This is a genomic window from Ruminococcus sp. zg-924, assembly GCF_024433635.1.
GTDB lineage: Bacteria > Bacillota > Clostridia > Oscillospirales > Acutalibacteraceae > UBA7067.
Window position 1 is genome coordinate 142,109 of record NZ_WNJZ01000001.1, and the last position, 23,236, is coordinate 165,344.

The window sequence follows — 23,236 nt, forward strand, 5'->3', positions numbered from 1 at the left end:
TAATATTAGGGAGGTGTTATTATGGCTAATAGGCTGAAGACTTTTTTTGAAATAAACAGAAAATTTTTGATAGCTGTGATAGCACTCCTTGAAGTTGCGGCTATCTTTTGTGCTGTAACTTTTTCTTGGATTGAAATTAGAAAATCCGGTACGCTAAATGAAGACCACTCAACTGTTACAGCCGGTGATGGAATTATCTTTACTGACTTAAACGGTGCTATGATTAGGTCGCTGAGTTTGAATACCGCTAATCTTGTTGAGTGTTCCAGCGCAGACGGCAGAAACTTTTTCTTTCCCACTTCTGAGAGCGTTAACAACGGTACTACCGAGAAGATGCGCTTTTATGCAGGAACAAATGATGATTTGGCTGCCGGTAAATATGTAAGCTGCGATTTTAATGTAATTTCTTATGCGGCTACCGGACTGTATATTTCCTTAGATTCAGCTGTTGACTGTGAAGATCAAAATTTATTAAACGCTGTTCGTGTTTCGCTGAATTTTAACGACGGGACAGCGCCGCTTGTTTTTTGTCCGGGCTTGGACCAGGGAAAAAACTTTGAGGATGTTCAGCAACCGATTAGCTCAATCAATAGCAGTGGTGTGGCAACTACAACTGTGCAAGAGGTAAATTCCTTAAAAGACTTCTCGCCGTTGCAAAGCTTCAATCCGAAAATCCCTAAGTTTGAATATGGTGATTCAAAGCGTGTAACTCTCAGCGTTTGGATTGAGGGTACCTACACAGGCTTTAATTCAACAAATATTACATCGGATAACAATATTACAGTTAACATTACCCTGACAAGCAGTATGGATAATACTAAGAAGGTTAAATTTGTTGACTATTCACCTTCAAATTGGGTTAATGATACCTCTTCTTACGGAACTGTAACCTTGTATGCCGTTAACCCTGATAATGTTAGTGAGAAATACAAGCTGTTTGCTCAGACTGACGGCAGAACCTACATTGGTGATATTCCAAATAGCCTGAATGATGTTTTCTTTGAGAGAGAGGATACTTCAGTTGAGGGCAGTTCGTACAACAAGTGGACCGAAGGCATTAGTAGTGATAAAATGGAGGTATGTGAGGGTTTGGACATTCCAACTTATTATGCTATTGGCTGCGGTAAAGATATTGACGGTGCAAACTATGGCTATTGGGTTAAGAAATCATGTGCTTCTGTTGTAGAGGTTGAATTGACTGAGGATCCTGCTTTATCAACAGAGTTAAAGTTTACTAATAATTATAGCTGGGAAACTGTTAAGGCTTATTTCTACGACAAAAACGGTGATGTAGCAGAAAAATGGCCGGGTAATGCAGCGAAGAGAACAGAAAGTAATGATATGAGTCAAACGGTATATGTTTTTGACATACCGGCAAACGCAACCCACGTTGTATTTAATAATAATGATAATGGAAAACAAACCGAGAATATAGAAATCAGCAATACCGAGGGTTATTATATTACAGGTGGTACAGATGATAAGGCTTTGACCGTAGGAGAATGGGGTACTACTCGTCCTAAAGTGGATTTGTTTAGCTTTGGCACATATCCACCGAACACTTACTTTAAATCATCTACCTATAATAATGTCTTGCATAATATTGACGCTTCTATGAGCGACGGACATTTTGACCCGATGGTTAATTATGATAAGGAAACAAACTATGGCTTAAGTATGTATACTGTTGACAGCACTAACAAGAAGAATAGAATGTTCCTGCCTGCTGACGCTGTACTTAAGTTCGGAGGACACGGATTGGTGTCAGACGATATTAATTTGGCCACAGCTGCCGGTGGAAAGACGAAAATTGGATTTAAGTTTACCCGCGAAAAGTCCTACACTACCTACGATTTCACTTAATATATAAGGAGGTGCTGTAATGAGAGTGCGCAACGCTAAAAAGCATAGCAGCAAATTGAATATTATTCTTGTCATTGCGGCGCTTCTTGCATTGTTTGTTACAGTTGTTTCTGTATCATATGCATGGATTGAAACTGCAAATTCGCTTACTGTTTATAATGATGCAAGTAATGTAATTTCTGCCAAGGGTACAAATGCCGGCGTTGTTCAAGTTGACCGATCAAACTCTAATACTGTCAGCCTTAATGATTACATTGCGAATGTAGACTCGTTGTTCCTTGCTCCTGCTAAGCGTAATGCAAGCGGACAGCTTACAATAAAGCGTGATAATGGCACTTACACAGCGGCAACTACCAACGATATTGGTAACAACTATATTGAGTTTAATGTGCCGTTCACTGTTGCAGAGCGTTTTATGTTCTCCTTTACCGCTGACAGTAAAATTACCGTAGGCGGAAGCACTAACAACCCGGTTAAAGTATTGACATCTGTTGATGGTGCAACTCCTAAGGTTTTTAACAGCGCTCTTGAGGACACCAACGCAAAAAAGGTTGCTTTTTCTGCCGCTCCGGGTGCTACCCACTATCTTAAAGTTATGATTTGGTTAGACGCCACTGATGAAGCAGCTGCTGAAGCTCTTGCGGGTAAGGACGTGAGCATTAATCTTACCTTAGAGACTGAAACGGATACATCCGGACGCATAATTACACTTGCTGAGTCTGCTCATGCTCAGGTTTCTGCTACATATAACGACGGCGTGTCAAATCTGTCATTTACCGAGGGACAGAGCAGAACAATGGCTCCCGGTACCAAGGTTTATATTACTGTTAAAACAGCCGACGGTATTGTTAAAGGTGACAACGGCGATTTGAACGGCTTTAAGTTTAAGAATATACAGGCAAACAGCACGGTGCTTAAATCTACACCGGGCAGCACAAACTCAACCACACATATTGCAACTACAACATATACATATACAGTGCCTGACGACGGTACGTCCGGCGATATAGTAATTAAGACTAATACCGATATGGAGGAATTCCATATTGTCGGCCCCGGTATTAAGGAAAACTCAGTTTGGGATTCTGCAAATAATACTACAATGCTTTCTAATTATGATCCTATTAACAACTGTGTTTATGCTGCATTAACGGCAAACGGTACCGGTGGTATATTTAAAATTTCGGAAAAAGGTGTATCAAGTACTTATAGAGATTCAACAAAGTACAGCGTGTCACTTAACGCTCCTAATTTTGAAAAGGGCGGACACATAACAACGCTTAAAAGTGACGGTCAAGCATCTCCAAACACCTGCATAAGCTATACTACTTCGGTTTCGGGCGAAAAGATTCTTGTAGTCTATTACTTAAGCGATAATACGGTTGAGGTTTGCTCAGGCAATACATATGTGGCACAATACACCGTATCAGCTAATGTCAGCACATCAGGCGGCGGTACAGCGCAGGTTACTCACAGTGCTAATACCGGAACAACCATAAAAGTTAACCGCCGTGCCGCAATAAAGACAGTAAGCTTCAACGCAACGGCTGACGAGGGTTATAGGTTTGTTGGTTGGTCATCAACAAATGGTGGCGCAATTAAGCATACTGAAAATCCATATAGTCAGACAATTACGAGTGATCTTACTCTGTATGCAAACTTTAAAAAGGTTTATAAGCTTAATGTAAATGATCAGGAAAAACTTACTGCAAAAGACAGTGGAAATAATACAATAACATTCTCAAACAACTCCGCTGAGATTCTTGAGGGGACTAATGTTACCCTTACTGCGGTCTTGCCTGACAGAATAAACGGATATAAAGTAACGTGGACTGTTGACGGTACAGTTGTTAAGACTGATAAAGTTGTGCCTAACGGTAGCTCAGCTTACACCATCAATAATATCCAAACTGACCATAATGTTACCGTCGAGTTTGAGCGTTTGTATAAGTTTACTTTTACTAAAACTCCTGCATCAGACAGTAAAATAAAACTTACTGCAAGTATAAGCGGACAAACGGCAACGCTTACAAGTCCTGCTTACCTCGAAAATGGAACAACGGTTGTCTTAACAGCCTCTAAAACAGCTAATAATTACCGTGTGAGTTGGAAGGTTAACGGCACTGCGTCAGGCGCACCTGCTGATCTTATTAGCAGCACCTCGACCACAAAGTCGGTTACAATAAACAGCGCAGATGTTAATGTTTTAGCTACGTTCACACGCTTGTATAAGCTTTCTTACTCTGCAACACCGAATGATGTAGCTGTAATTTCAGCAAGCTCGAACAGTACATCTGTAAGCTCGGGTATATATCTCCCTGCCGGAACCTCAGTTGTTGTTTCAGTTAGGGCTTCTAACAACAATCCGTATGAAGTAACTTGGTCCGGCGTTGATACACCGGGTTCACCCGAACAGATTTTCCCGCCTACCGGTACAAGCTCAAGAACTGTTACAATGAATAGTGATAAAACCGTAACGGCTGCTTTGGTTCGTGTTTATAAGTTTGAGTTTGTAAATAACTCTGCTTCAGACACTAACACAAAATTAACTGCAAAGGTAGGCTCAACGGCAATAACGAGTCCTGCCTACTTAAAGGAAGGCACGGTAGTTAACTTGACAGCTTCAGCAGGTAGTCTGCCTTACAATGTAAAGTGGACTGTTGACGGTGTAGTTGCCGGTACTGCAAACACAATAAACGGCGCTGCTAATAAAACTGTTACAATGACTGCTGCAAATATGAAGGTTGAGGCTACCTTTAGCCGTTTGTATAAGCTGACAGTAAATGCAACAAATTGTTCTTACTCGGCAGACGGCGTTACCTTTACAGATAATGTTGCTTATGTAGCTCCGGGAACAAAAGTAACTATTACAGCGACTGCTCCAACGTTAACTAACTATAACGTAGTTTGGAGAGTAAACAATGCTGTGAAACGTGATGTTTCATATACAGGCGATAATCAATCTTATTCTGATACATACACGACACCGGCAATTAACAGCGATACGGTAGTTGCTGTGAGCTTCAGTAAGCTCTATGCGCTGACATACAGCATTGTTGGCTCAGGTGGCGTTACAGGGCAAACCCTTAAGACAAATATAGTCGGCGCACCTTCTGCGACAATGGGTGGCGGTACAGTAACACAGTATGTGTCAAATAAAAACTTGCCGATAACATTTACAGCGACAAGACCGGATGATAGCAATTTCTATAAGGTAACTGCACAAGTTCGTAGTAACGGCACAACAGCCAACACGCACGACACGCATTACAAAGGCGACGCTACCATTAATGTTAATATGAATGGTGATACAACTGTTGTTGTTACTGAAACTAAGGTTCAGACTGTTCAGCTGAATATTTCCTCACAGCTTAGCAACTCACTGACCTTAACCGCAAATTGTGCCGACACCTCCATTGGCTACACACAAAACCTGTGTACAGATTCTTCAACAGGCGGTCATTTCACTGTTCCTGTGGGTACAAAGATTACAATAACGTCAACTGCCAAGGAAGGCTACAATTGTAATGGCTTTACTGTTACAGGCGCAACAGCAACACCTACCGGAGTCAATAAGACTGAGTTTACGGTTGGCACTGCTAATATTAGTGTTGTAGCTAACGCTACTGAGATAACAAAGCGCACTATCTACTTCCGTAACAATAATAACTGGGCAGAGCCTAAGGCCTACGCTTGGGATAATAATAATAATCATAATGCTCAATACCCCGGTGCAGTAATGACTAAGGTTGACGGCTACGATAATATTTATAAGATAGAGCTTGACCCAGGCTATACGAAAGTAATATTCAGTTACAACAGTGATGCAAACAAGACGTTTGATCTTAGTATTCCGAATGAATCTGCTAATACAGATATGTTTGATATTAATACTTATAGGACGACACAAAATGGTCAAGCTCATTATTTGGGTACATGGGTAAAATTCCCGCCTGAATACACAGTAACAATCAGCTCTGTATCTAATGCTACTATAACTGTAAAGCGTAATGATACAAATGCAACTGTTGCAAGCGGTGGAAAGGTTCCTGCAAATACTCAGATTACAGTAAGTGTAACGCCTATTACAGGTTATCTTGTTAAGTCGATTAAAATAGGCTCTGATTCGACCAATTATACAACCGAGGGAACGCAAACAAAGACTTACACAGTTAACTCTAATGTTACAGTTTCAGCGGTGGTTGAGAAGAAGGTTGCTTTGAAGAGGATTTACTTTGATGTTTCTCCGTGTACTTGGTTCTTAAGTCAATCTTTCTATCCGGCTATTAATTATAGTGGTCACAGTGATTTTATCTACTTGAAGAACAATACAAAAACTGTAGGTTCAAAGACTTATTTCTACTGCGATGTGCCGACTAATGTTACCGGAATAACATTACGCAGACAAAATGATATTGGTTCATACTACAATGCACATGCAATTGCTAATCCGACTGCAACCCAGGATCTCTTTACGCTTGATTCTCAATGGGATAGTGGATCTGTTTATGGCACGTGGTCTGTGTATGTACCGAAAAAAACTATAAATGTTTATGTTATAAATTACATATATAACGCACAAACTAATTATAGCAATTACAAAATACGCTGTGTTGGTGGATCTTATAGTGACAAAGACGTTACATGTGTTAACAAAAACACTACTAAATCCAGGTTCATGAGTGAATGGAATAGTAACCAAACCTTCCAAAAATTCACTGCGGATATTCCGACTGATACTACGGAATTCAAGTTCCATATAGGTGATACAACATGGTTTGGAAGTAATGGTAACGCTTCAACCTATAACACAGTTTATGTTTACAACTACAGTGGAGATAAGGCTATTTACACAAAAGAATAATTACCTATTGTTTATTACTAACGAATCAAACGAGGTGAGACCATGAAAAAAATAAATAAGCTTGGTTTAATCGCAATTTGTGTGATTGTCCTCTCGGTTCTGGCGACCGGCACATCTTTTTCGTGGCTCGCCCGTCCGGGTTCAACTCCAAAGCAAGGCGATGCATTGGGCTTTACAGGCTCGGCTGTTATAAAATCTTCGGGCTGCACAGCTACCACCTACTTGGCTGAGCTTAATAACGGCATTATCGAACCTGAAAAAACTGCGGTTACAACATCAACCTCTATTACGGTTGACGCAGGAAAGTGCAAGTATTTCCGCACTGTTGTACAAAACGGCTCTGCAAAGAATAACATTATGCTTGGCGGCTTACAGCTAAGCAATGGTACAAATCTTAACGTAATCTGTCTTTCACCGCTTAAAACGCAAGCTGCATATTCCTCCGGAGTTGCAATTACACAACATCTTACTATTGACGCCGGTGGTAAAATGAATATTGACTGGTATTTATACAATAGCGGCAGTTCTGCAAAGACAATAACAATGTCTGCCCTGCCTAAGGTTTTGTACTATAACTAAGGAGCAATTACCGAGTGAAAACAAAAAAATCTATTTTCAGCAAAATTACCAATGTTCTGCTCTCCTTAGTGATAATCATTCTGGCTTTGGTTATAGCCGTTACAGTGTTCATCAGGGTTACGGGCAACACCCCAAGCTTTTTCGGTTACAGTATTTTCCGTGTTTCTTCGGGAAGTATGGAACCGGAGCTAATGGTTGGCGATGTTATACTCACGCACGAGGTAACGGATTATAATTCTCTTGAGGTTGGCGATGTTATAACATTCAGAGGCTCAATAGGCGAGTATGAAAACCAGCTTATAACGCACAAAATTGTTAAAGCGCCGTATCAGGAAAACGGTATTACCTATGTTGTTACAAAGGGAGTTGCAAACCTTATTGAGGATGAGCCTGTTTCAGTTGATAAAATTGAAGGCGAGCTTGTTTGCAAGATACCGTTTCTTGACGCAATTTATGGCTTTTTCCTTACGCCGTGGGGGCTGCTTCTGTCTATTGCCGTTATTCTATTGCTCTTTGCAGGCGAGTTTTGGAATATCTTTAAGCTTTCACGTAATCCTGAGAATGATTTGCCGAAAGTTGATGCAGAAATGCTTGACAAGGCTATTGAGAAGTATAAAAGCGATAACAATAGCGACGGTAATTCGGACGACAGTATTACAATAGATGCTTTAGACAATCCTGATAATGATTAATATTTAAGAGCCGTACTGAATGTACGGCTCTATTTTTTGCATTTGCAATAAAAATGCATTCTTATATTTGTTACAAATGATAAACTTCCGCTCTTTAATGCTTTATTGTAATAAATTGCTTGTTATATTCGTCAAAATATGATATATTTAATATTGATTTTAGTTATATTAATTCGACACTTTGTCGGGTAAGGAGAGGAAATATGCAAACTAACGAAATTCTTATGCTTGTGTCAATTGCGGCGTACCTCGTTATTGTTCTGGGCGTGGGAGTATGGTGTTCTAAACGAAACAACACCGTTGACGATTTTTATTTAGGCGGCAGAAGGTTAGGCCCTTTAGTTACGGCTATGAGCGCTGAGGCTTCTGATATGAGTAGCTGGCTGCTTATGGGGCTTCCCGGCGTTGCGTACTTAACAGGTGTTGCCGACGCAGCTTGGACGGCAATAGGCTTGGCTCTGGGTACTTACATTAACTGGCTTATAGTTGCAAAGAGGATTAGAAATTATTCCTCCGTTTGCAAAAATTCAATCACACTTCCGGACTTTTTCTCGAACAGATACCGTGATAGTAAGCGGCTTTTAATGTGCATTGCGGCGCTGATTATTATTGTTTTCTTTGTTCCGTACACAGCCTCAGGTTTTGCCGCCTGCGGAAAGCTATTTGCTTCGCTGTTTGGTATTAACTATCAGCTTGCTATGGTGATTAGTGCGATTGTTATCGTTGGCTATACAACTATTGGCGGCTTTTTGGCGGCAAGTACGACTGACTTTATTCAGAGTATTGTTATGACGGTTGCACTGTTTGTTGTGTTTGGATTCGGTATAAGCGTTGCGGGCGGCTTTGACGCCGTTATTGAAAATGCAAAGGCTCTTCCCGGTTACCTTAGTCTGACTGAAACATATGACTCCGCATCAAATTCGGCTAACCCGTATGGATTTATCACTATTATCTCAACTGCAGCTTGGGGTCTTGGTTACTGCGGCATGCCGCATATACTCCTGCGCTTTATGGCTATTGAAGACAGCCATAAGCTTAAGCTTTCAAGAAGAGTTGCTTCTATCTGGGTTGTAATTTCGCTTACAGTAGGCGTATTGATTGGTGTTATCGGTCTTGGAATGGTAAACGCAGGCGAGCTTGCTCCGCTTTCCGACCCTGAAACTATTATTGTTCAGATTGCTAATCTTTTGAGCAATAATGGCGTTCTTGCCGCATTGGTTGCAGGTCTTATCCTTGCAGGTATTCTTGCTTCTACAATGTCAACCGCTGACTCTCAGCTTTTGGCGGCTTCTTCGAGTGTTTCTGAGAATATTATAAGCGGTGTGTTCAAAGTTAAGGCTTCACCTAAAATGAAGATGATTATTGCAAGAATTACACTTGTTATAGTTGCGATTATCGGCATATTTATTGCTTGGGACAGCAACAGCTCTGTATTCCAGATTGTTTCATTTGCTTGGGCGGGCTTTGGTGCAGCGTTTGGCCCGGTTGTGCTGTTCGCTCTGTTCTGGAAGCGCAGTAACCTTTACGGCGCTCTTGCAGGTATGGTGACAGGCGGTATTACAGTATTCGCTTGGAAGTATCTTGTTCGTCCTCTTGGCGCTGTTTGGAATATTTACGAGCTTCTTCCGGCGTTCATAGTAAGCTGTATTTTCATAGTTGTTGTAAGTCTTCTCACAAAGGCTCCGTCAAAGGAAATCTGCGACGAGTTCGACACGGTTAAGGCTATGAAGTAACCACAGTAAAACATAATAATAAATCAAAATCCCTGTCCGTTTGGATGGGGATTTTTTGCTATGAATGAAAGAGTCTGATAGAATGTTGCCTCACTTGTTAAAGAAAGGTGGCTGTCTTGGCAGACTGAGGGATTTGTTCTGTCTGAGCAATTTTCGATAGTTGTCTTGTCTACATTTAAATGGAAATGGCAGCATTATCCGACTGAAGAATTATGTTTGCGTTTCTAGGTGTCTGCTAAACATCAAAATTTTAAATGTCAACATTTTTCGAGTTAATGTATACATTTATCGGGAAAATGTAAACATTTATCAAGAAAATGTTTACATCAATTTACAAAGAAAAGAAGAGGAGAGAAAAGTAAAGCAAAGAAAAGGATATGCTCTTGCCGCAATGTGTGCAAAAGCAGAAAAGTTGAATTAACAATGGTTGTCGTAAATAATACTGCGGCAAGAAGCAATATATAAGCAAATTTCAAAAAATATATTTATTTTTTAAAACTTGACTTTTTCGGGTCAAGTTTTTTGTTTTTTCAGAGGGATATTGCAGGGAGCTTCTACCCTGTAATAATTTGTGGGGGCGTTTAAGTTTTGGAACAATCAAAAAAACTAAGCAAGCGGGAACGGTTATTCTGCCGCTTGTACTGTGCAACAGGCAATGCCAGAGAAGCAGCGGTGCGTTCGGGATATACACAAAATCCAGAGGAGCAGGGTCTTGAGCTGCTTGCAAACGATGCGGTTATCGCCGAGATTAAAAAGGGAATGGAGCGTGAACGTGAGCTTTTAAAAATTAAAGCTTTAAAAGGCCTTGAGCGCATAGCCTTTGGCAGCATATCTGACGCTGTCAGGCTTGTGTGCAGTGATTCTCCGCCTTTATTGAGCCTTGAAAGCTTTGATTTGTTCCTGATAAGCGAAATCAAAAAGCCTAAGGACGGAGCGATGGAGATTAAATTTTTTGACCGGTTAAAGGCACTTGAACGCCTTATGCAGGACGGCTTAACGGATAGTTCCGCAGCTCTTCCTCTTTACAATGCGTTGTGTGAGGCTTCCCAAACAATCAGCGGCGGTGATGCCGATGGAGTTTAAAACCTTCTCTAAAAAACAGCTTTGCGCTCTCGGCTGGTGGTGCAAAAACAGCCCGTACAAAAACTGTGACGCCGTTATATGTGACGGCGCCGTGAGAAGCGGTAAGACATTGTGTATGAGCATCTCGTTCATTCTGTGGTCGCTGTCGGCTTTTAACGGCAGGGACTTTGCAATCTGCGGCAAAACCGTAAGAGGAGTAAGGCGAAATGTTGTGTCGCCGCTTTTATCTACGCTCAGGGAGCTTGGATTTAGCGTAAACGAAAGGCTCAGCCTTAATCTTATCGAAATTGAGTATGGTAAGATGCGCAACAGATATTATCTTTTTGGCGGCAGAGATGAAAGTTCAGCGGCACTGATACAGGGCATTACGCTTGCAGGGGTGTTGTTTGACGAGGTGGCGCTTATGCCTCGCTCGTTTGTTGAGCAGGCGATAGCAAGATGCTCTGTCGGCGGTTCAAAATTTTGGTTTAACTGCAACCCGGAGCATCCCGGACACTGGTTTTATCGTGAGTGGATTTTAAAGCGGAAAGAGAAAAATGCGCTTTACCTTCACTTTAAAATGGAGGACAATCCGTCACTTTCTCCAAAGATGCTCAAACGCTACAAGAGCCTTTATTCGGGTGCGTTTTACCGACGGTTTGTTGAGGGCAAGTGGGTTGCGGCGCAGGGTGCTGTGTATCCGTTTATGACTGAAGAAATGTTCGCAGAGGTGCCTCTATATGATTTTGAGGACTATGCGGTGTCGATAGATTACGGAACAGTAAATCCTGCCTCGTTTGGGCTTTGGGGACTTTTTGACGGAGTTTGGTATCGTATTGACGAGTACTATTTTGATTCCCGCCGTGAAGGCTTTCAGCGAACCGACGAGGAGCATTACAGAGAGCTTGAAAGACTGTGCGAAGGTAAGGCTGTTTCAACGGTGACGGTTGATCCGTCTGCGGCAAGCTTTATTGAGGTTATTCGCCGGCACGGGCAATTTACTGTTATTCCTGCACGCAATAATGTGCTTGACGGAATAAGGCAGACAGCCGCCGCACTTAAAGATAAGCGAGTTGTAATTTGCCGCAAATGCGCAGACAGCATACGTGAATTTTCGCTCTACCGCTGGAATGAGAGCAGTGTAAACGATGTTCCAATAAAAGAAAACGACCACGCAATGGACGACATAAGATATTTTGTCGCAACTATTCTAAACGGCGGCTCTGACGGCTTTTTTGTCGTTGCCGCCGAAAGGTAAAGGAGGCTTTAGGTGAGGCTATTTAAGAAAAGGACGGCTGACAAAAGCGACTGTGCAGTTCAGACTGCCGAAGGGCGATTTTGCCGACACCCGTTTGGTATTTTGTCGGACTATTCCTCTGACTTAACTCAGCGCAGACTTTACGAGGCTTTGCGAGAGTCTGTGCCGCTGATTGACGGTGCGCTCGACAAGATAGTGCGGCTGACAAACGGCTTTGAGGTTCACTGTAAAAGTAAGCGGGCACAGGCATATCTTGGGAGCTTTCTCGAAAATGTTAAGGTCGGCGCAAGCGGCAGAGGTATTGCGTGCTTTATAAACACATATCTTAATCAGCTTTTGACCTACGGAACAGCTGTCGGTGAGATTGTGCCGTACACCGACCAAAGCGGTATTGCGGCTCTTTACAACGCAAGCCTTGACGCAGTTGAGCTGCAATGCGGCGACAATCCGCTTGACTTGCAAATATGTGCAAGAAAAGACGGCGGTGTGAGCGAGCCTATTAAGAACCCGAACCTTGTTCTGCATACGGCGCTTAATCCGAGTCCGGATAAGGTGTACGGTACCTCTGTGTTGAGAGGACTGCCGTTTGTGAGCGATATTTTGCTCAAAATCTTTAATACGATAGGTGAAAACTGGGAGAGAGTCGGGAATATCCGCTTTGCCGTCAGTTGTTCCTCAGACGGTGCAAATGCTAAGGAGAGAGCACAGCAGATTGCACGGCAATGGAGCCTTGCGATGAGCGACAAGGAGCAGACCCGTGATTTTGTGTCGGTAGGTGATGTTTCAATTAAGGTTATCGGCGCTGATAATCAGATACTCGACAGTGAGGTGCCTGTTAGACAGCTTCTTGAGCAGATTGTTGCAAAGCTGTCGGTTCCGCCGTTTTTGCTGGGGCTTTCGTGGTCGTCAACCGAGCGAATGGCTTCTCAGCAGTGCGATATTCTGACAAGTGAGCTTGAGTGGTACCGTGCGCTGATTACTCCTGTTATTGATAAAATATGTCGGTTGTTTCTGCGTATGTCAGGGTTTGATGACAACGTGGAGATAGAGTGGGGCAACATCAATTTACAGGACGAAACAGAGCTTGCTCAGGCAAGACTTTGGAGTGCGCAGGCGCAGGAGATTGAGCTGAGGATAAAGGAGGGGAAAGGTGAATAACGGAAAAATTGTGAAGAGCTTTGACATAAGCGACGAGGATTTATCGCTTATAAACGCTTACACAAGGCGACAGATGAGCAAGGACGAGCTTTACTGCTTTTCTATTGTTTTGTGCGATAACGAAATTGACAGGGATTTTGAGCAGTTCCCGACTGAGGAGCTTTATAAAATTGCGGAGCTTTTTGTTGGAAGGACAGGAATTTTTGACCACAATCCGAGTACAGAAAACCAGTGCGCAAGGCTTTATGACTGCTGTGTTGAGGTGGACATTACAAGAAAAAACAGTGTTGGCGAGGAGTATGCCTGTGTTATGGCAAAGGCATATATCCCTGTAAATGACGGTACAAAACAGCTTGTTGAGGATATTGATTCGGGCATAAAAAAGGAAGTAAGCATCGGTTGCAGTGCGTTAGGTACTGTATGCTCAATCTGCGGAAAGGATATGTACCGAGGTGAATGTGTTCACAGAAAAGGGCAGATTTACGGCGGTGTGCAGTGTTATGGCAAGCTTTGCGGCATCAGCGACGCTTACGAATGGAGCTTTGTTGCTGTTCCGTCGCAAAGAGCAGCGGGAGTAATTAAAAATAAAGGTTTGGAGGGCGATATGTTGGAAAGTGTATTTAAAAGACTTGAAAAGCCGGGTGAGCTTACGCTGAGCGATGATGATAAGACTAAGCTTTGCGCCTACATTGAAAAGCTCAAGGGAATTTGCGCTGACGGCGAGGAGTACAGACAGGAGCTGAAAAGCGATATTTTAAGGCTAAACGCCATAAAGGGCGGTATAGACCACAGTGTTATGTCTGCCGTAGTTGAGCGAATGACAATACCTGAGCTTAAGGCTTTTAAGGCGGCTTATACAAAAAAGGAGACACAGCCGCAGTTGTATAAATCAGGCAAGACCTGCGGCAGTACCTGCGACGAATACAACATTTAAGGAGAGATGAAATTATGTATGCAGATTTTAAGGGCTTGAATTCAGAGGTTGTAACATTTAACTGCAACTCAACTGTTACCGAGCCGGGTCAGCTTGTAAAGCTTATTGCAAGCGGAATGGTTGGAAAATGCGCAAGCGGTGACCAGCCGATAGGCGTGGTTGAGAATGTAAGAAACGGATTTGCCGCCGTTACTATTCGTGGTTATATTAATGTTAATCATGATGGCACTTTGAATATTGGATATCGCAATATTTCAGCAAGTGACGATAAAACGGTGAAGCTTGACAATACAAACGGCATAAAGTGCCTTGTTGTTGAAACATTAAGCGGCAAGGCAGGAATTTTGCTTTAAGGAGGAATTGCTATTATGGCTAATTATGAAACAATTAAAATTGATAAGAGTATGTACGGCGTATGCGGCAGAAGCCTTACTCAGACGCTTGAACAGCTTGACCCATCCGAGCAGTACAGGGGTACTTCCCTTGAGGGCACTGACGCATTTCAAAGACAGCTTAAGCGTTTTGACATTAAGGTTAAGGGCAAAAACAGCGATACGGTAGAGAAGTTTTTTCAGACCTCTTCATCAGCGGCGCTCTTTCCTGAGTACATAAGACGAGCTGTTTTTACAGGTGTTGAGCAGAACAATGTTGTTGGTGATATCGTAGCCGCCACAACTAAGATTGATGGTCTTGACTACCGCAGTATTGCCTCAGACCCTCTTGACGAGAGCAAGGAGCTTAAGCCTGTTGCAGAGGGTGCGTTTATTCCTGAAACCAAGATTAAAATTCAGAGCAATCTTGTTAAGCTTATAAAGCGAGGCAGAATGTTGGTGTCTTCATATGAGGCTTTGCGTTTTCAGCGACTTGATTTGTTCACCGTAACGCTTAAGCAGATTGGAGCATATATAGGCAGAATGCAGCTTTCTGATGCGGTGAATGTGCTTATAAACGGTGACGGCAACAACAACCATGCCGAGGTTATAAATGTTGCAACGTCAGGCAAGCTTACCTATGACGATTTGCTTAATTTCTGGGGCAAGTTTGCACCGTACGAGCTTAACACGCTTCTTGCATCAACTGAGATGATTCAGTCAATTCTTGCACTTCCTGAAATGCAAGATTCACGTGCCGGACTTGACTTTCACGGCACAGGCAAGCTTGTTACCCCAATGGGTGCAACGCTTATTCACGTTCCGTCTATTTCAGGCAAGAAAATCATCGGTCTTGACAAAAACTGTGCCCTTGAGATGGTGCAATCGGGCGACATTGTAACAGATTATGACAAGCTTATCGACCGCCAGCTTGAGCGTGCCGCAATCACCTGCACAACAGGTTTCTCTAAGCTGTTCACAGGTGCGGCTAAGGTATTGTCAATTTAATTCAGGAGGGCAGCGGTATGGACAGCTTTATTGTTTATTTGCGATTTTTAACACTGTGCGGCTTAAGTGAAGATGAGGGCGATAAATACCGCTTTTTGTGCAAGGACTCGATTCGTTATTTTAAGTCGAGAGCTAAAAGCGAGAAGGTTCTTTGCGAGCAGGGCAGCAGCTTTAACGCTGCTGCCGCAGCCCTGGCTGCACTGAATTACGAGCGTTTAAAGCTTGGTGATGCTGCCGATTCGCTTAAGGCGGGCGATGTAACAATTTCGCTTAACAGTAAATCAGCACTTGACAGCGCAAAGGCGTATTACAACACGATGCTGGAAGATGTAAGACCGTATCTGAGCGACAGCGATTTTTCATTTGAGGCGGTGTGAGATGAGAGGCGCTAAAGTTATTGTAGACCTTATACATCGCTTCGGCTGCAAAATATGTGTAATTAACGGTGAACAGCGTAGTGAGTGTTCGGTATTTATTGAGCCGCTGAGGTATAAAAACAAGATTTATCTTGACGGTACAAGCCTTTCGCAGGGACTTCTTGACGGTTCACACAGCCTTATGATTGCGCCGCCTGAGCTTGTGCTTGATTTGCCGCTTGAAAACTACGTTGTTGAGTGTGCGACAATGAACAGGCGCTTTACGATTAAAAAGTGCGACACCTATTATCTGAAGGACACTCCGCTGTACCTTTGGGCGATTTTGGGGAATTACAGACAGGACGGTGAGGAAAGCGATGGAGCTTAAATATGAAGATGTGAAGATATTGATAAGTAAGGCGATAACAAGATGTACTAAGCTTGAACAGTGCCGCATAACCGACGCATTTCCTCCGTCACAGTCGGACAATCCGGTGAAACGGTGTATATGCGCCATAGGACTTTTGAGTGCCGGAAAAGACAGCCGCTCAATTAATGGAGTGACAGTTGATACAGAAAACACGATAAGTGCTTTTGTTGATATTTATACGCCTGTATCAAAGGGCGGTCAGTTTTCGTCGGACTGTGCTCTTGAATTGTGCGCCGCTCTCGAAGGGTTTAAAGATGAGTATAAGGTTAAGGTTGTTGTCGGGGACATAAGCTATTTAAGCGGCTGCTATGCATACAAAACACGTTTAAAAGTCACAGTCAGCCAAAGCTTTGAGAATTTATATAACGATGATACCGACAGCATATTTAAGCTGAACTTTGACGGATTGCCATATGTGTGCCGCAGTGTACGCTTTGAGCTTTCACCGATGAATACACCGATTGAATGTTATGGTGAGTGCTGCCCTGTTAATTTTGTTCAGGACAGCAAGCTCTGTATTGCAAGGGTTAAGCGGAATATATCCGATGACGGTGCGTCATTACGGCATTTAAAGTATCCTTTTGTTATCAGTGGTATGAGTGACGAGGGGCTTTATCTTGTTGACTGCGCCGTTGTAAGTTATGAGCTTGACGAAAATTTGCAGGAGATCGTAACAATATCGGGAAGGAATGAGGAATATGGAGCTTGACGAGAAAATGACTGAATTGCTGAGCGATAAAAGCGAGATTGCCGAGCAGCTTTGCGAGATATTGGAACGTGACAGCAGGCGGTATTCGGGTTTCAGAGAAACGGAGGCGAGCGTGTGAGGAATTTTACGCAGCTTAAATTCGGAGAATACACCTTTATGCACAACCCGAAAAGGCTTACTGTTTCAAATAAAATAAGCGGAGCTTCTGCGTTTATTCCGTACTGTGGTTCACACTTTGAGGCGGTTGCGCTTGAAAACTCTATAATTAAGGGCGAGGGAGTTATAACCGGCGAGGACTGCTTTGAAAGACTGCTTATGCTGCTTGAAACGATGAAAAGCGGTAAAAGCGAGTTGCTGTCCGTTTCGCCTTTTCCGTCGGTAAAAGCTGTTTTAAGAACGCTTGAATACACCCTGACTCCGAAGGAAAACACAATTGAAATAAGCTTTGAATTTGTCAGCTCTGCTTCGCCTAAGGCTCTTGAAAGCGAAATTCCGCACAGCGTAAAGATAACAGAAAATGAAACGCTGTGGGATATAGCGTATAGATATGATATTCCGGTTGAACGGCTGTTACAGCTCAATCCTGCGGTTAAGCGTCCGGATATTCTTGAGAATGGTTGGGTGATAACGCTGTGGTAGAGGCTTACCTGATAAAAGCAGACGGGAGCAGGTTAGCTCTTGAGAAAATAATGAGCTTTACGGTTAATCGGGAAATAGGTGCAGCGGACGATTTGACAATCTGCCTTGCACAGGGTGGTTTAGGTAATTTGAACGCTTCACGCATTGAGTTGAAAATTGGCGGGCATATTGAGTTTTCCGGCATAATTGACGAGCTGAGTATAAGCGAAAGCAGGAGCGGAGAGTTGACCGTAATTTACGCAAGAAGCACGGCAGGTATTTTGCTTGATAACGAGGCAAAGCCTGCCGATTACAATAACGCCGACTCGGCATTAATTGTGCAAAACCACATTGCGCCGTTTGGCATTGACTGCATTTGCGATGACGACGGTGAATATACAGACATAAGTATTTTCAAGGGCGTTTCTCACTGGCAGGTGATAAAAAGCTTTTGCGACAAATGTTACGGTAAAGAGCCGTATGTCAACGAGGAGGGAAAGGTTGTACTTTGTGAAAAGGACAGCGATGAAACGCTTTATTTTTGCAACAGCGGCGGTATTCCGTACAGCAGTGCCATTGTCAACAGCAAATACTATAAGCTTATTTCATCGGTGCACACAAAGGCTTTAGGCAGGGCGGAATATGACATTGAGCATACAAACGAGCTTGCAAAGGAACTTGGAATTATACGAACAAGGTATGCCGACGGCGAGCAGTCCGGCAATGACGCAGGGATTCGGATGATAGAAAGCGGAAACGAAAGCAGTCTTGAGGTGCGCATTACTGTGCCAAGCTTTGTGCACTGCACGCTCAACTGCCGATGTGCCGTAAAGCTGAACAGTGGAAGACGCTATGAAAGCCTGCGGTGCGTTAAGGTTAAGCTGAGCTTAAGCCGAAATGGCTTTGAAACCGCTGTGGTTTTGTCGGGAATAATGGAAGGGAGAGAGTAAAATGTGGCTTACAAAGAATCTTGAGGAGCAAACACGTCGCCAAAGAAGCGCAGAGAATGCAAGGGTTACAGCTTCATCGGGAGCGCATATTGACGCAAACGGCTCAAAGCCGCACGCAGCACAACCGTGTGTTGCGCCGTATGGTTTTGCCTATGCAATGCCCGGCGGAAGCCGCTGTGTACTTATTCCGCTTGGAGAGGGATGCGCTTCAATTGGAGTAATTGTGCCTGAAAACAACCTTGAACCGGGCGAGGTAATGCTATACTCCTCAGGAGGTGCAACTATTGTGCTGAAAAACAGCGGAGAGGTGCTTATAAACGGAAAGGCGGTTGGGTGATGGATACCGCACTGTTAAACGGTGAATTTGACCTTGACAGCCGAGGTATGCCTTATATTATTACGGGACTTGCCGAGCTGATGCAGAGGGTTGCAGTTTGCCTTAAAATGAAGCGTGCAAGCTTTATATACTCACGCACTCTCGGCAGTGAGCTTAACAGCGTTAAAGAAGTTGAGGACGCTGTTCACAGCCGTGCTGAGCTTTTGGCGAGAGAGGCTGTGGCTGAGGTGCCGCAGACAAGCCTTGGCGAATTAAAGGTAACCAAAACGGCAAACGGAAAAATAAAAATAACCTTAGAGATAAGGCTTAGGGATGAAAACGGTGTTGTGGAGGTGATTATATAATGGAAAGCTACAATGAAATTGAAAGCAGAATGTTTTCAAAATATAAGGAGCTGACAGGATGTGACTGCCATGATGCGTCCGACACATCAATAAAAATTAAGCTGCTTGCAGGAGAGCTTTTTAATTTGCAGTCTTCGATAAGCTGGCTTAATAATCAGCTTTTTCCGCAAACAGCGGCGGGCAGCAGCCTTGAGCTTCATGCTCAGATGAGGGGGCTTCAAAGAAAGGCGGCAACCAAAGCGCAGGGCAAACTTAAGTTTTCACTGCCTGCGGCAGCGGAAAGCACTGTTGTAATACCTGCCGGAACAGTATGTTCAACAGCAGGAAAAAATCCGGTTAGATTTGCAACAAATCTAACAACCTCAATCGGCGCCGGACGTACTGAAACAATTGTTAATGCAATGGCAATTGCTAACGGTGAAACAAGCAATGTTGCACCCGATACGGTATGCGTTATAACTAACTTATCAAACTCGTTGTTAAGTGTGACAAATCCTGAATTTTTCAGCGGCGGTGCTGATGTTGAGGATGACGACTCGCTGCGCAGAAGAATAATGGAGGATATAAATAAACCGTCAACAGGCACGAACAAGGCTTATTACAAGCGCCTTGCACAGAGTGTTGACGGCGTTTATTCTGCGAACGTGGTATCACGTGCAAGAGGTAACGGAACAGTTGATATTTATATAGCCGCAAAGGGAGCTGCTATTGACAGCCGTTATGTAAGCGAGGTACAGGCTATTGCAAACAGGGAAAGAGAGATTAATGTTGATGTGCTTGTGTCAGCGGCAACCACCGCAGGTGTTTCCGTAAACCTGATTCTCAGCGAAAAAAGCGGATATGATTTCAACGAGGTCAAGGAGAGTGTGATTGAAAAAATCAAGGAATATTTCGCCTCCTTGCAGGTTGGAGAAAGTGTTTATGTTTCCTCCCTCGGCGCAGCGGTGGCGAGTGCACAGGGGGTTGAACGCTTTTTGTTTGAGTCAAGCTCAATACACAATGTGTCGGCGGGACCGTCACAACTTTTAACTGTCGGCAGAATCACGATTGAACAGGGGTGATGTGATGAAGGCGTATGAAAGTATGACAAAAAAGCTTAAGCCCACCGGACTTTATTTGCTTGAAGAAAACGCAGCGGTGTCAAGCGAGCTTAAGACATATTCGGAGGGTATTGACAGCAAGGACGACGAGCTTGACGTTATTATACGAGAGGCGTTTGTTGCAAGCGCTGAGGATTACGGACTTTCAATGTGGGAGGAGCTTTTCGGAGCTGTTCAAAACGGAGTTGATGTTCAGCGCAGGCGTGAACTTATTAAGGCAAGAATGAAGCTTTCAAATCTCAGCTTTACGCCTGCCGGAGTGCAGGAGATTATACGCTCGCTCGGTATTGATAGCTTTGATGTAAGTGAAAACCCATCGCTTAATTTGCTGACGATTGATTTAAGCGCACAGAGCTATTCAAAAGCACGCAGAAGGTGGATTAAGGAGCAGCTTGAGGAGCTTTTGCCTGCTCATCTTGAGATTGTGGTGATTTTTGGTAACGCAAGCTGGAATTATATTGACAGCTTACAGCTTACCGCTGACCAAATGGACGCAAAAGGATACACGTGGAACAGTATTGACACCTTAATAATTGATGCTTAAAGGAGTGATAATATATGGCTTCAACAAATAAAACTGAACATCTCGGACTTAACCAGTGGATTGGCAGCGACCACCCAACAAGAACCGACTTTGTGCAGGATAATTCCATTATCGACAATGCTGTCGGCACACACTGTGCAGATGCAAATATCCACCTGACAAGTGCGGAAAAGGCAAGAGTTTCAAACCCTGTTACCATAAAGCAATACAGCGGAACCGGAGCTACCAGCATTACGGTTAATTTTGCATTTGAGCCAAAGCTTGTGCTTGTGCAGAAGAAAAATTCACCGCCTGTGTCTTATTCATCATCAGGCGTTGTGATTAATTCCGGCTTTGTCACGCCGGGCTACGGCGGCACTCAGGGTTTGTCGCTTATGTCCGGCGTACTTACACTCTCGTATGCTACCGCAATGACAAATGGGGCAAGGGCAAATTTTAACGAGGAAAATGCCGCTTATATTATAGCGGCATTCAGATAAAAATATATGTAAAGTGAAAGCCGCCTGCGGATTGTGTAATTCCGCAGGCGGCTGTTTTTTTAATTGTCAACCTTAACTCCAAGCTCTTTGAGCTGTTCCTCGTCAACCGGTGACGGAGCGTTTGTCATAAGCTCGCTTGCATTCTGTACCTTCGGGAATGCAACAACATCTCTGAGCGTCGGTGCGCCTATCATCTGCATAACAAGTCTGTCAAGACCGATGCCCATGCCGCCGTGAGGCGGTGCGCCGTATTTGAAGGCGTTTGTTAGGAAGCCGAACTTTGCGTTTATTTCCTCGTCGCTCATTCCGAGCATATCAAACATCTTTTTCTGAAGCTCCGGGTTTGTAATTCGTATTGAGCCTGACGAAAGCTCAACTCCGTTTAATACCATATCATAAGCCTTGGCATAAACCTGACCCTTATCACTGTCGAGCTTGTCAAGACATTCATCTGTCGGAGAGGTAAACGGGTGGTGCATTGCAAGCCACTGACCGCTTTCCTCGTCCTTTTCAAAGAACGGGAACTCAACAACCCAAAGGAAGTTGTAGCCCTCGCCGATAATATCAAGGCGCTTTGCAACGGTAAGACGAAGCGCACCCAAAACGGAGAGAGTGAGGTTCTTGCTTGTATCTGCAACAATGAACACAACGTCGCCCTTTTCAGCACCTGCACGCTCAAGGATTGCGTTCATCTCTTGCTCTGTCATAAATTTAGCAAAGCTTGACGCCATGCCGTCGTCAGTCATTCTTATCCACGCAAGACCCTTTGCACCGATTCCTCTTGCCTGTTCGGTGAGCTTGTCAATTTCTTTACGGCTGTATGTCTTAACGGCATTCTTCGCAGTAAAGGCTCTTACAGTGCCGCCGCCTTCAAGCGCATTTTTGAACACACCAAAGCCTGAGTCCTTCACGATGTCGGACAAATCGTAAAGCTCCATTCCAAAGCGTGTGTCAGGCTTGTCTGAACCGTACTTATCCATAACCTCGTCGTATTTATAGCGGGGGAACGGTGTAGGAATGTCAATATCCAGCACCTCTTTGAATAATCTCTTTATGTATTCCTCGCCGATTGTAATTATATCCTCCATATCTACAAAGGACATTTCAAGGTCAATTTGAGTGAATTCCGGCTGGCGGTCTGCACGCAAATCCTCGTCACGGAAACAGCGGGCAATTTGCATATAGCGGTCAAAGCCTGCTACCATACAAAGCTGCTTATACATCTGCGGTGACTGTGGCAGGGCATAGAAGCTTCCCTTGTGGATTCTTGACGGAACAAGAAAATCTCTTGCACCCTCAGGAGTTGACTTAATGAGCATAGGTGTTTCAATCTCAATAAAGCCGTTTTCGTCAAAGTAATCTCTTGTAACCTTTGCAATCTTGTGGCGGAGCAAAATGTTTTTCTGTAAGTCGGGACGGCGTAAATCGAGATAGCGGTATTCAAGGCGTGTGCTTTCGCCTGTTTTGCAGTTTTCTACAATTTCAAACGGAGGTGTTTCGCTTTCGTTTAAAATGCGAAGCTCCTTAACCTTGATTTCTATGTCACCTGTATTAATTTCCTTATTCTTTGCGCTTCTCTCGCACACAGTGCCGACAACGCCCAGAACATATTCGCTTCTTACTGAAACAGCCTTATCGAAAACAGCCTTGTCGCTTGTGTCGTCAAGACTGAGCTGTACTATGCCTGTGCGGTCACGCAGGTCGATGAAGATAAGCTGACCCAAGTCACGCTGACGCTGTACCCAGCCGAAAACCGTTACCTCACGCCCGACGTCCGAGATGCGCAAATCTCCGCAGTAATCTGTTCTTTTCATTCCCGTCATAAATTCTGCCATGACAAATTCCTC

Annotated in this window: 23 protein-coding genes; 22 read left to right on the forward strand and 1 reads right to left on the reverse strand. The window is 43.7% G+C overall.

Annotated features, from left to right (window positions below; translation table 11 throughout):
* Positions 1-21: 21 nt before the first annotated feature.
* The 22 genes from GMA13_RS00595 (at position 22) to GMA13_RS00700 (ending at position 21,389) form a co-directional block, all read left to right on the forward strand.
* Positions 22-1,863 (forward strand): starch-binding protein, encoded by a 1,842-nt coding sequence (locus GMA13_RS00595; protein ID WP_255882230.1) that lies wholly within the window; start codon positions 22-24, stop codon positions 1,861-1,863.
* 19 nt (positions 1,864-1,882) lie between these two features.
* Positions 1,883-6,727, forward strand: a complete 4,845-nt coding sequence (locus GMA13_RS00600) for a starch-binding protein (RefSeq protein WP_255882231.1) — start codon at positions 1,883-1,885, stop codon at positions 6,725-6,727.
* 42 nt (positions 6,728-6,769) lie between these two features.
* Positions 6,770-7,306 (forward strand): hypothetical protein, encoded by a 537-nt coding sequence (locus GMA13_RS00605; protein WP_255882232.1) that lies wholly within the window; start codon positions 6,770-6,772, stop codon positions 7,304-7,306.
* Positions 7,307-7,320: 14 nt separating this feature from the next.
* A complete protein-coding gene (locus GMA13_RS00610; protein ID WP_255882233.1) occupies positions 7,321-7,998 on the forward strand; it encodes a signal peptidase I in 678 nt (225 codons plus the stop codon).
* Positions 7,999-8,201: 203 nt separating this feature from the next.
* Positions 8,202-9,731, forward strand: a complete 1,530-nt coding sequence (gene putP / locus GMA13_RS00615; protein ID WP_255882234.1) for a sodium/proline symporter PutP — start codon at positions 8,202-8,204, stop codon at positions 9,729-9,731.
* A gap of 588 nt (positions 9,732-10,319) precedes the next feature.
* Positions 10,320-10,814: a terminase small subunit gene (locus tag GMA13_RS00620; RefSeq protein WP_255882236.1), complete on the forward strand. Its 495-nt coding sequence runs from the start codon at positions 10,320-10,322 to the stop codon at positions 10,812-10,814.
* A complete protein-coding gene (locus tag GMA13_RS00625) occupies positions 10,804-12,051 on the forward strand; it encodes a PBSX family phage terminase large subunit (RefSeq protein ID WP_255882238.1) in 1,248 nt (415 codons plus the stop codon). The genes GMA13_RS00620 and GMA13_RS00625 overlap by 11 nt, the downstream gene beginning before the upstream one ends.
* A 12-nt stretch (positions 12,052-12,063) precedes the next feature.
* Positions 12,064-13,209 carry a phage portal protein gene (locus GMA13_RS00630; RefSeq protein WP_255882239.1) on the forward strand — a complete coding sequence of 382 codons (1,146 nt, stop codon included), beginning with the start codon at positions 12,064-12,066 and terminating at the stop codon, positions 13,207-13,209.
* Positions 13,202-14,143 (forward strand): hypothetical protein, encoded by a 942-nt coding sequence (locus tag GMA13_RS00635; protein WP_255882240.1) that lies wholly within the window; start codon positions 13,202-13,204, stop codon positions 14,141-14,143. Before GMA13_RS00630 ends, GMA13_RS00635 begins: the two co-directional genes overlap by 8 nt.
* A gap of 14 nt (positions 14,144-14,157) precedes the next feature.
* A complete protein-coding gene (locus GMA13_RS00640) occupies positions 14,158-14,496 on the forward strand; it encodes a hypothetical protein (protein ID WP_255882241.1) in 339 nt (112 codons plus the stop codon).
* A gap of 15 nt (positions 14,497-14,511) precedes the next feature.
* The gene (locus GMA13_RS00645) at positions 14,512-15,522 is read left to right on the forward strand and encodes a phage major capsid protein (RefSeq protein ID WP_255882242.1); all 1,011 of its coding nucleotides are present in this window, start codon (positions 14,512-14,514) and stop codon (positions 15,520-15,522) included.
* A 17-nt stretch (positions 15,523-15,539) separates the two neighbouring features.
* Entirely contained in the window at positions 15,540-15,899 is a 360-nt protein-coding gene (locus GMA13_RS00650) for a hypothetical protein (protein WP_255882243.1), read from the forward strand.
* A 1-nt stretch (position 15,900) separates the two neighbouring features.
* Complete coding sequence (locus GMA13_RS00655) at positions 15,901-16,266, forward strand: hypothetical protein (protein WP_255882244.1); 366 nt, start codon at positions 15,901-15,903, stop codon at positions 16,264-16,266.
* On the forward strand, positions 16,256-17,017 hold the full coding sequence (locus GMA13_RS00660; protein ID WP_255882245.1) for a hypothetical protein: 762 nt from the start codon (positions 16,256-16,258) through the stop codon (positions 17,015-17,017). Before GMA13_RS00655 ends, GMA13_RS00660 begins: the two co-directional genes overlap by 11 nt.
* Positions 17,007-17,135 (forward strand): hypothetical protein, encoded by a 129-nt coding sequence (locus GMA13_RS00665; protein ID WP_255882246.1) that lies wholly within the window; start codon positions 17,007-17,009, stop codon positions 17,133-17,135. Before GMA13_RS00660 ends, GMA13_RS00665 begins: the two co-directional genes overlap by 11 nt.
* Entirely contained in the window at positions 17,132-17,656 is a 525-nt protein-coding gene (locus tag GMA13_RS10590) for a LysM domain-containing protein (protein ID WP_255882247.1), read from the forward strand. The genes GMA13_RS00665 and GMA13_RS10590 overlap by 4 nt, the downstream gene beginning before the upstream one ends.
* A complete protein-coding gene (locus GMA13_RS00675) occupies positions 17,650-18,585 on the forward strand; it encodes a hypothetical protein (RefSeq protein WP_255882249.1) in 936 nt (311 codons plus the stop codon). Before GMA13_RS10590 ends, GMA13_RS00675 begins: the two co-directional genes overlap by 7 nt.
* 1 nt (position 18,586) lies before the next feature.
* Positions 18,587-18,922 carry a hypothetical protein gene (locus GMA13_RS00680; RefSeq protein WP_255882250.1) on the forward strand — a complete coding sequence of 112 codons (336 nt, stop codon included), beginning with the start codon at positions 18,587-18,589 and terminating at the stop codon, positions 18,920-18,922.
* A complete protein-coding gene (locus tag GMA13_RS00685) occupies positions 18,922-19,266 on the forward strand; it encodes a hypothetical protein (RefSeq protein ID WP_255882251.1) in 345 nt (114 codons plus the stop codon). The genes GMA13_RS00680 and GMA13_RS00685 overlap by 1 nt, the downstream gene beginning before the upstream one ends.
* Complete coding sequence (locus tag GMA13_RS00690; protein WP_255882252.1) at positions 19,266-20,327, forward strand: baseplate J/gp47 family protein; 1,062 nt, start codon at positions 19,266-19,268, stop codon at positions 20,325-20,327. The genes GMA13_RS00685 and GMA13_RS00690 overlap by 1 nt, the downstream gene beginning before the upstream one ends.
* A gap of 4 nt (positions 20,328-20,331) precedes the next feature.
* Positions 20,332-20,910 carry a putative phage tail protein gene (locus tag GMA13_RS00695; protein ID WP_255882253.1) on the forward strand — a complete coding sequence of 193 codons (579 nt, stop codon included), beginning with the start codon at positions 20,332-20,334 and terminating at the stop codon, positions 20,908-20,910.
* Positions 20,911-20,924: 14 nt separating this feature from the next.
* Entirely contained in the window at positions 20,925-21,389 is a 465-nt protein-coding gene (locus tag GMA13_RS00700; RefSeq protein ID WP_255882254.1) for a hypothetical protein, read from the forward strand.
* A 59-nt stretch (positions 21,390-21,448) separates the two neighbouring features.
* On the opposite strand, the gene aspS is transcribed toward GMA13_RS00700, so the two are convergent.
* Positions 21,449-23,224, reverse strand: coding sequence for an aspartate--tRNA ligase (gene aspS / locus GMA13_RS00705; RefSeq protein WP_255882255.1), 1,776 nt, complete (start codon positions 23,222-23,224; stop codon positions 21,449-21,451).
* Positions 23,225-23,236: the final 12 nt, after the last annotated feature.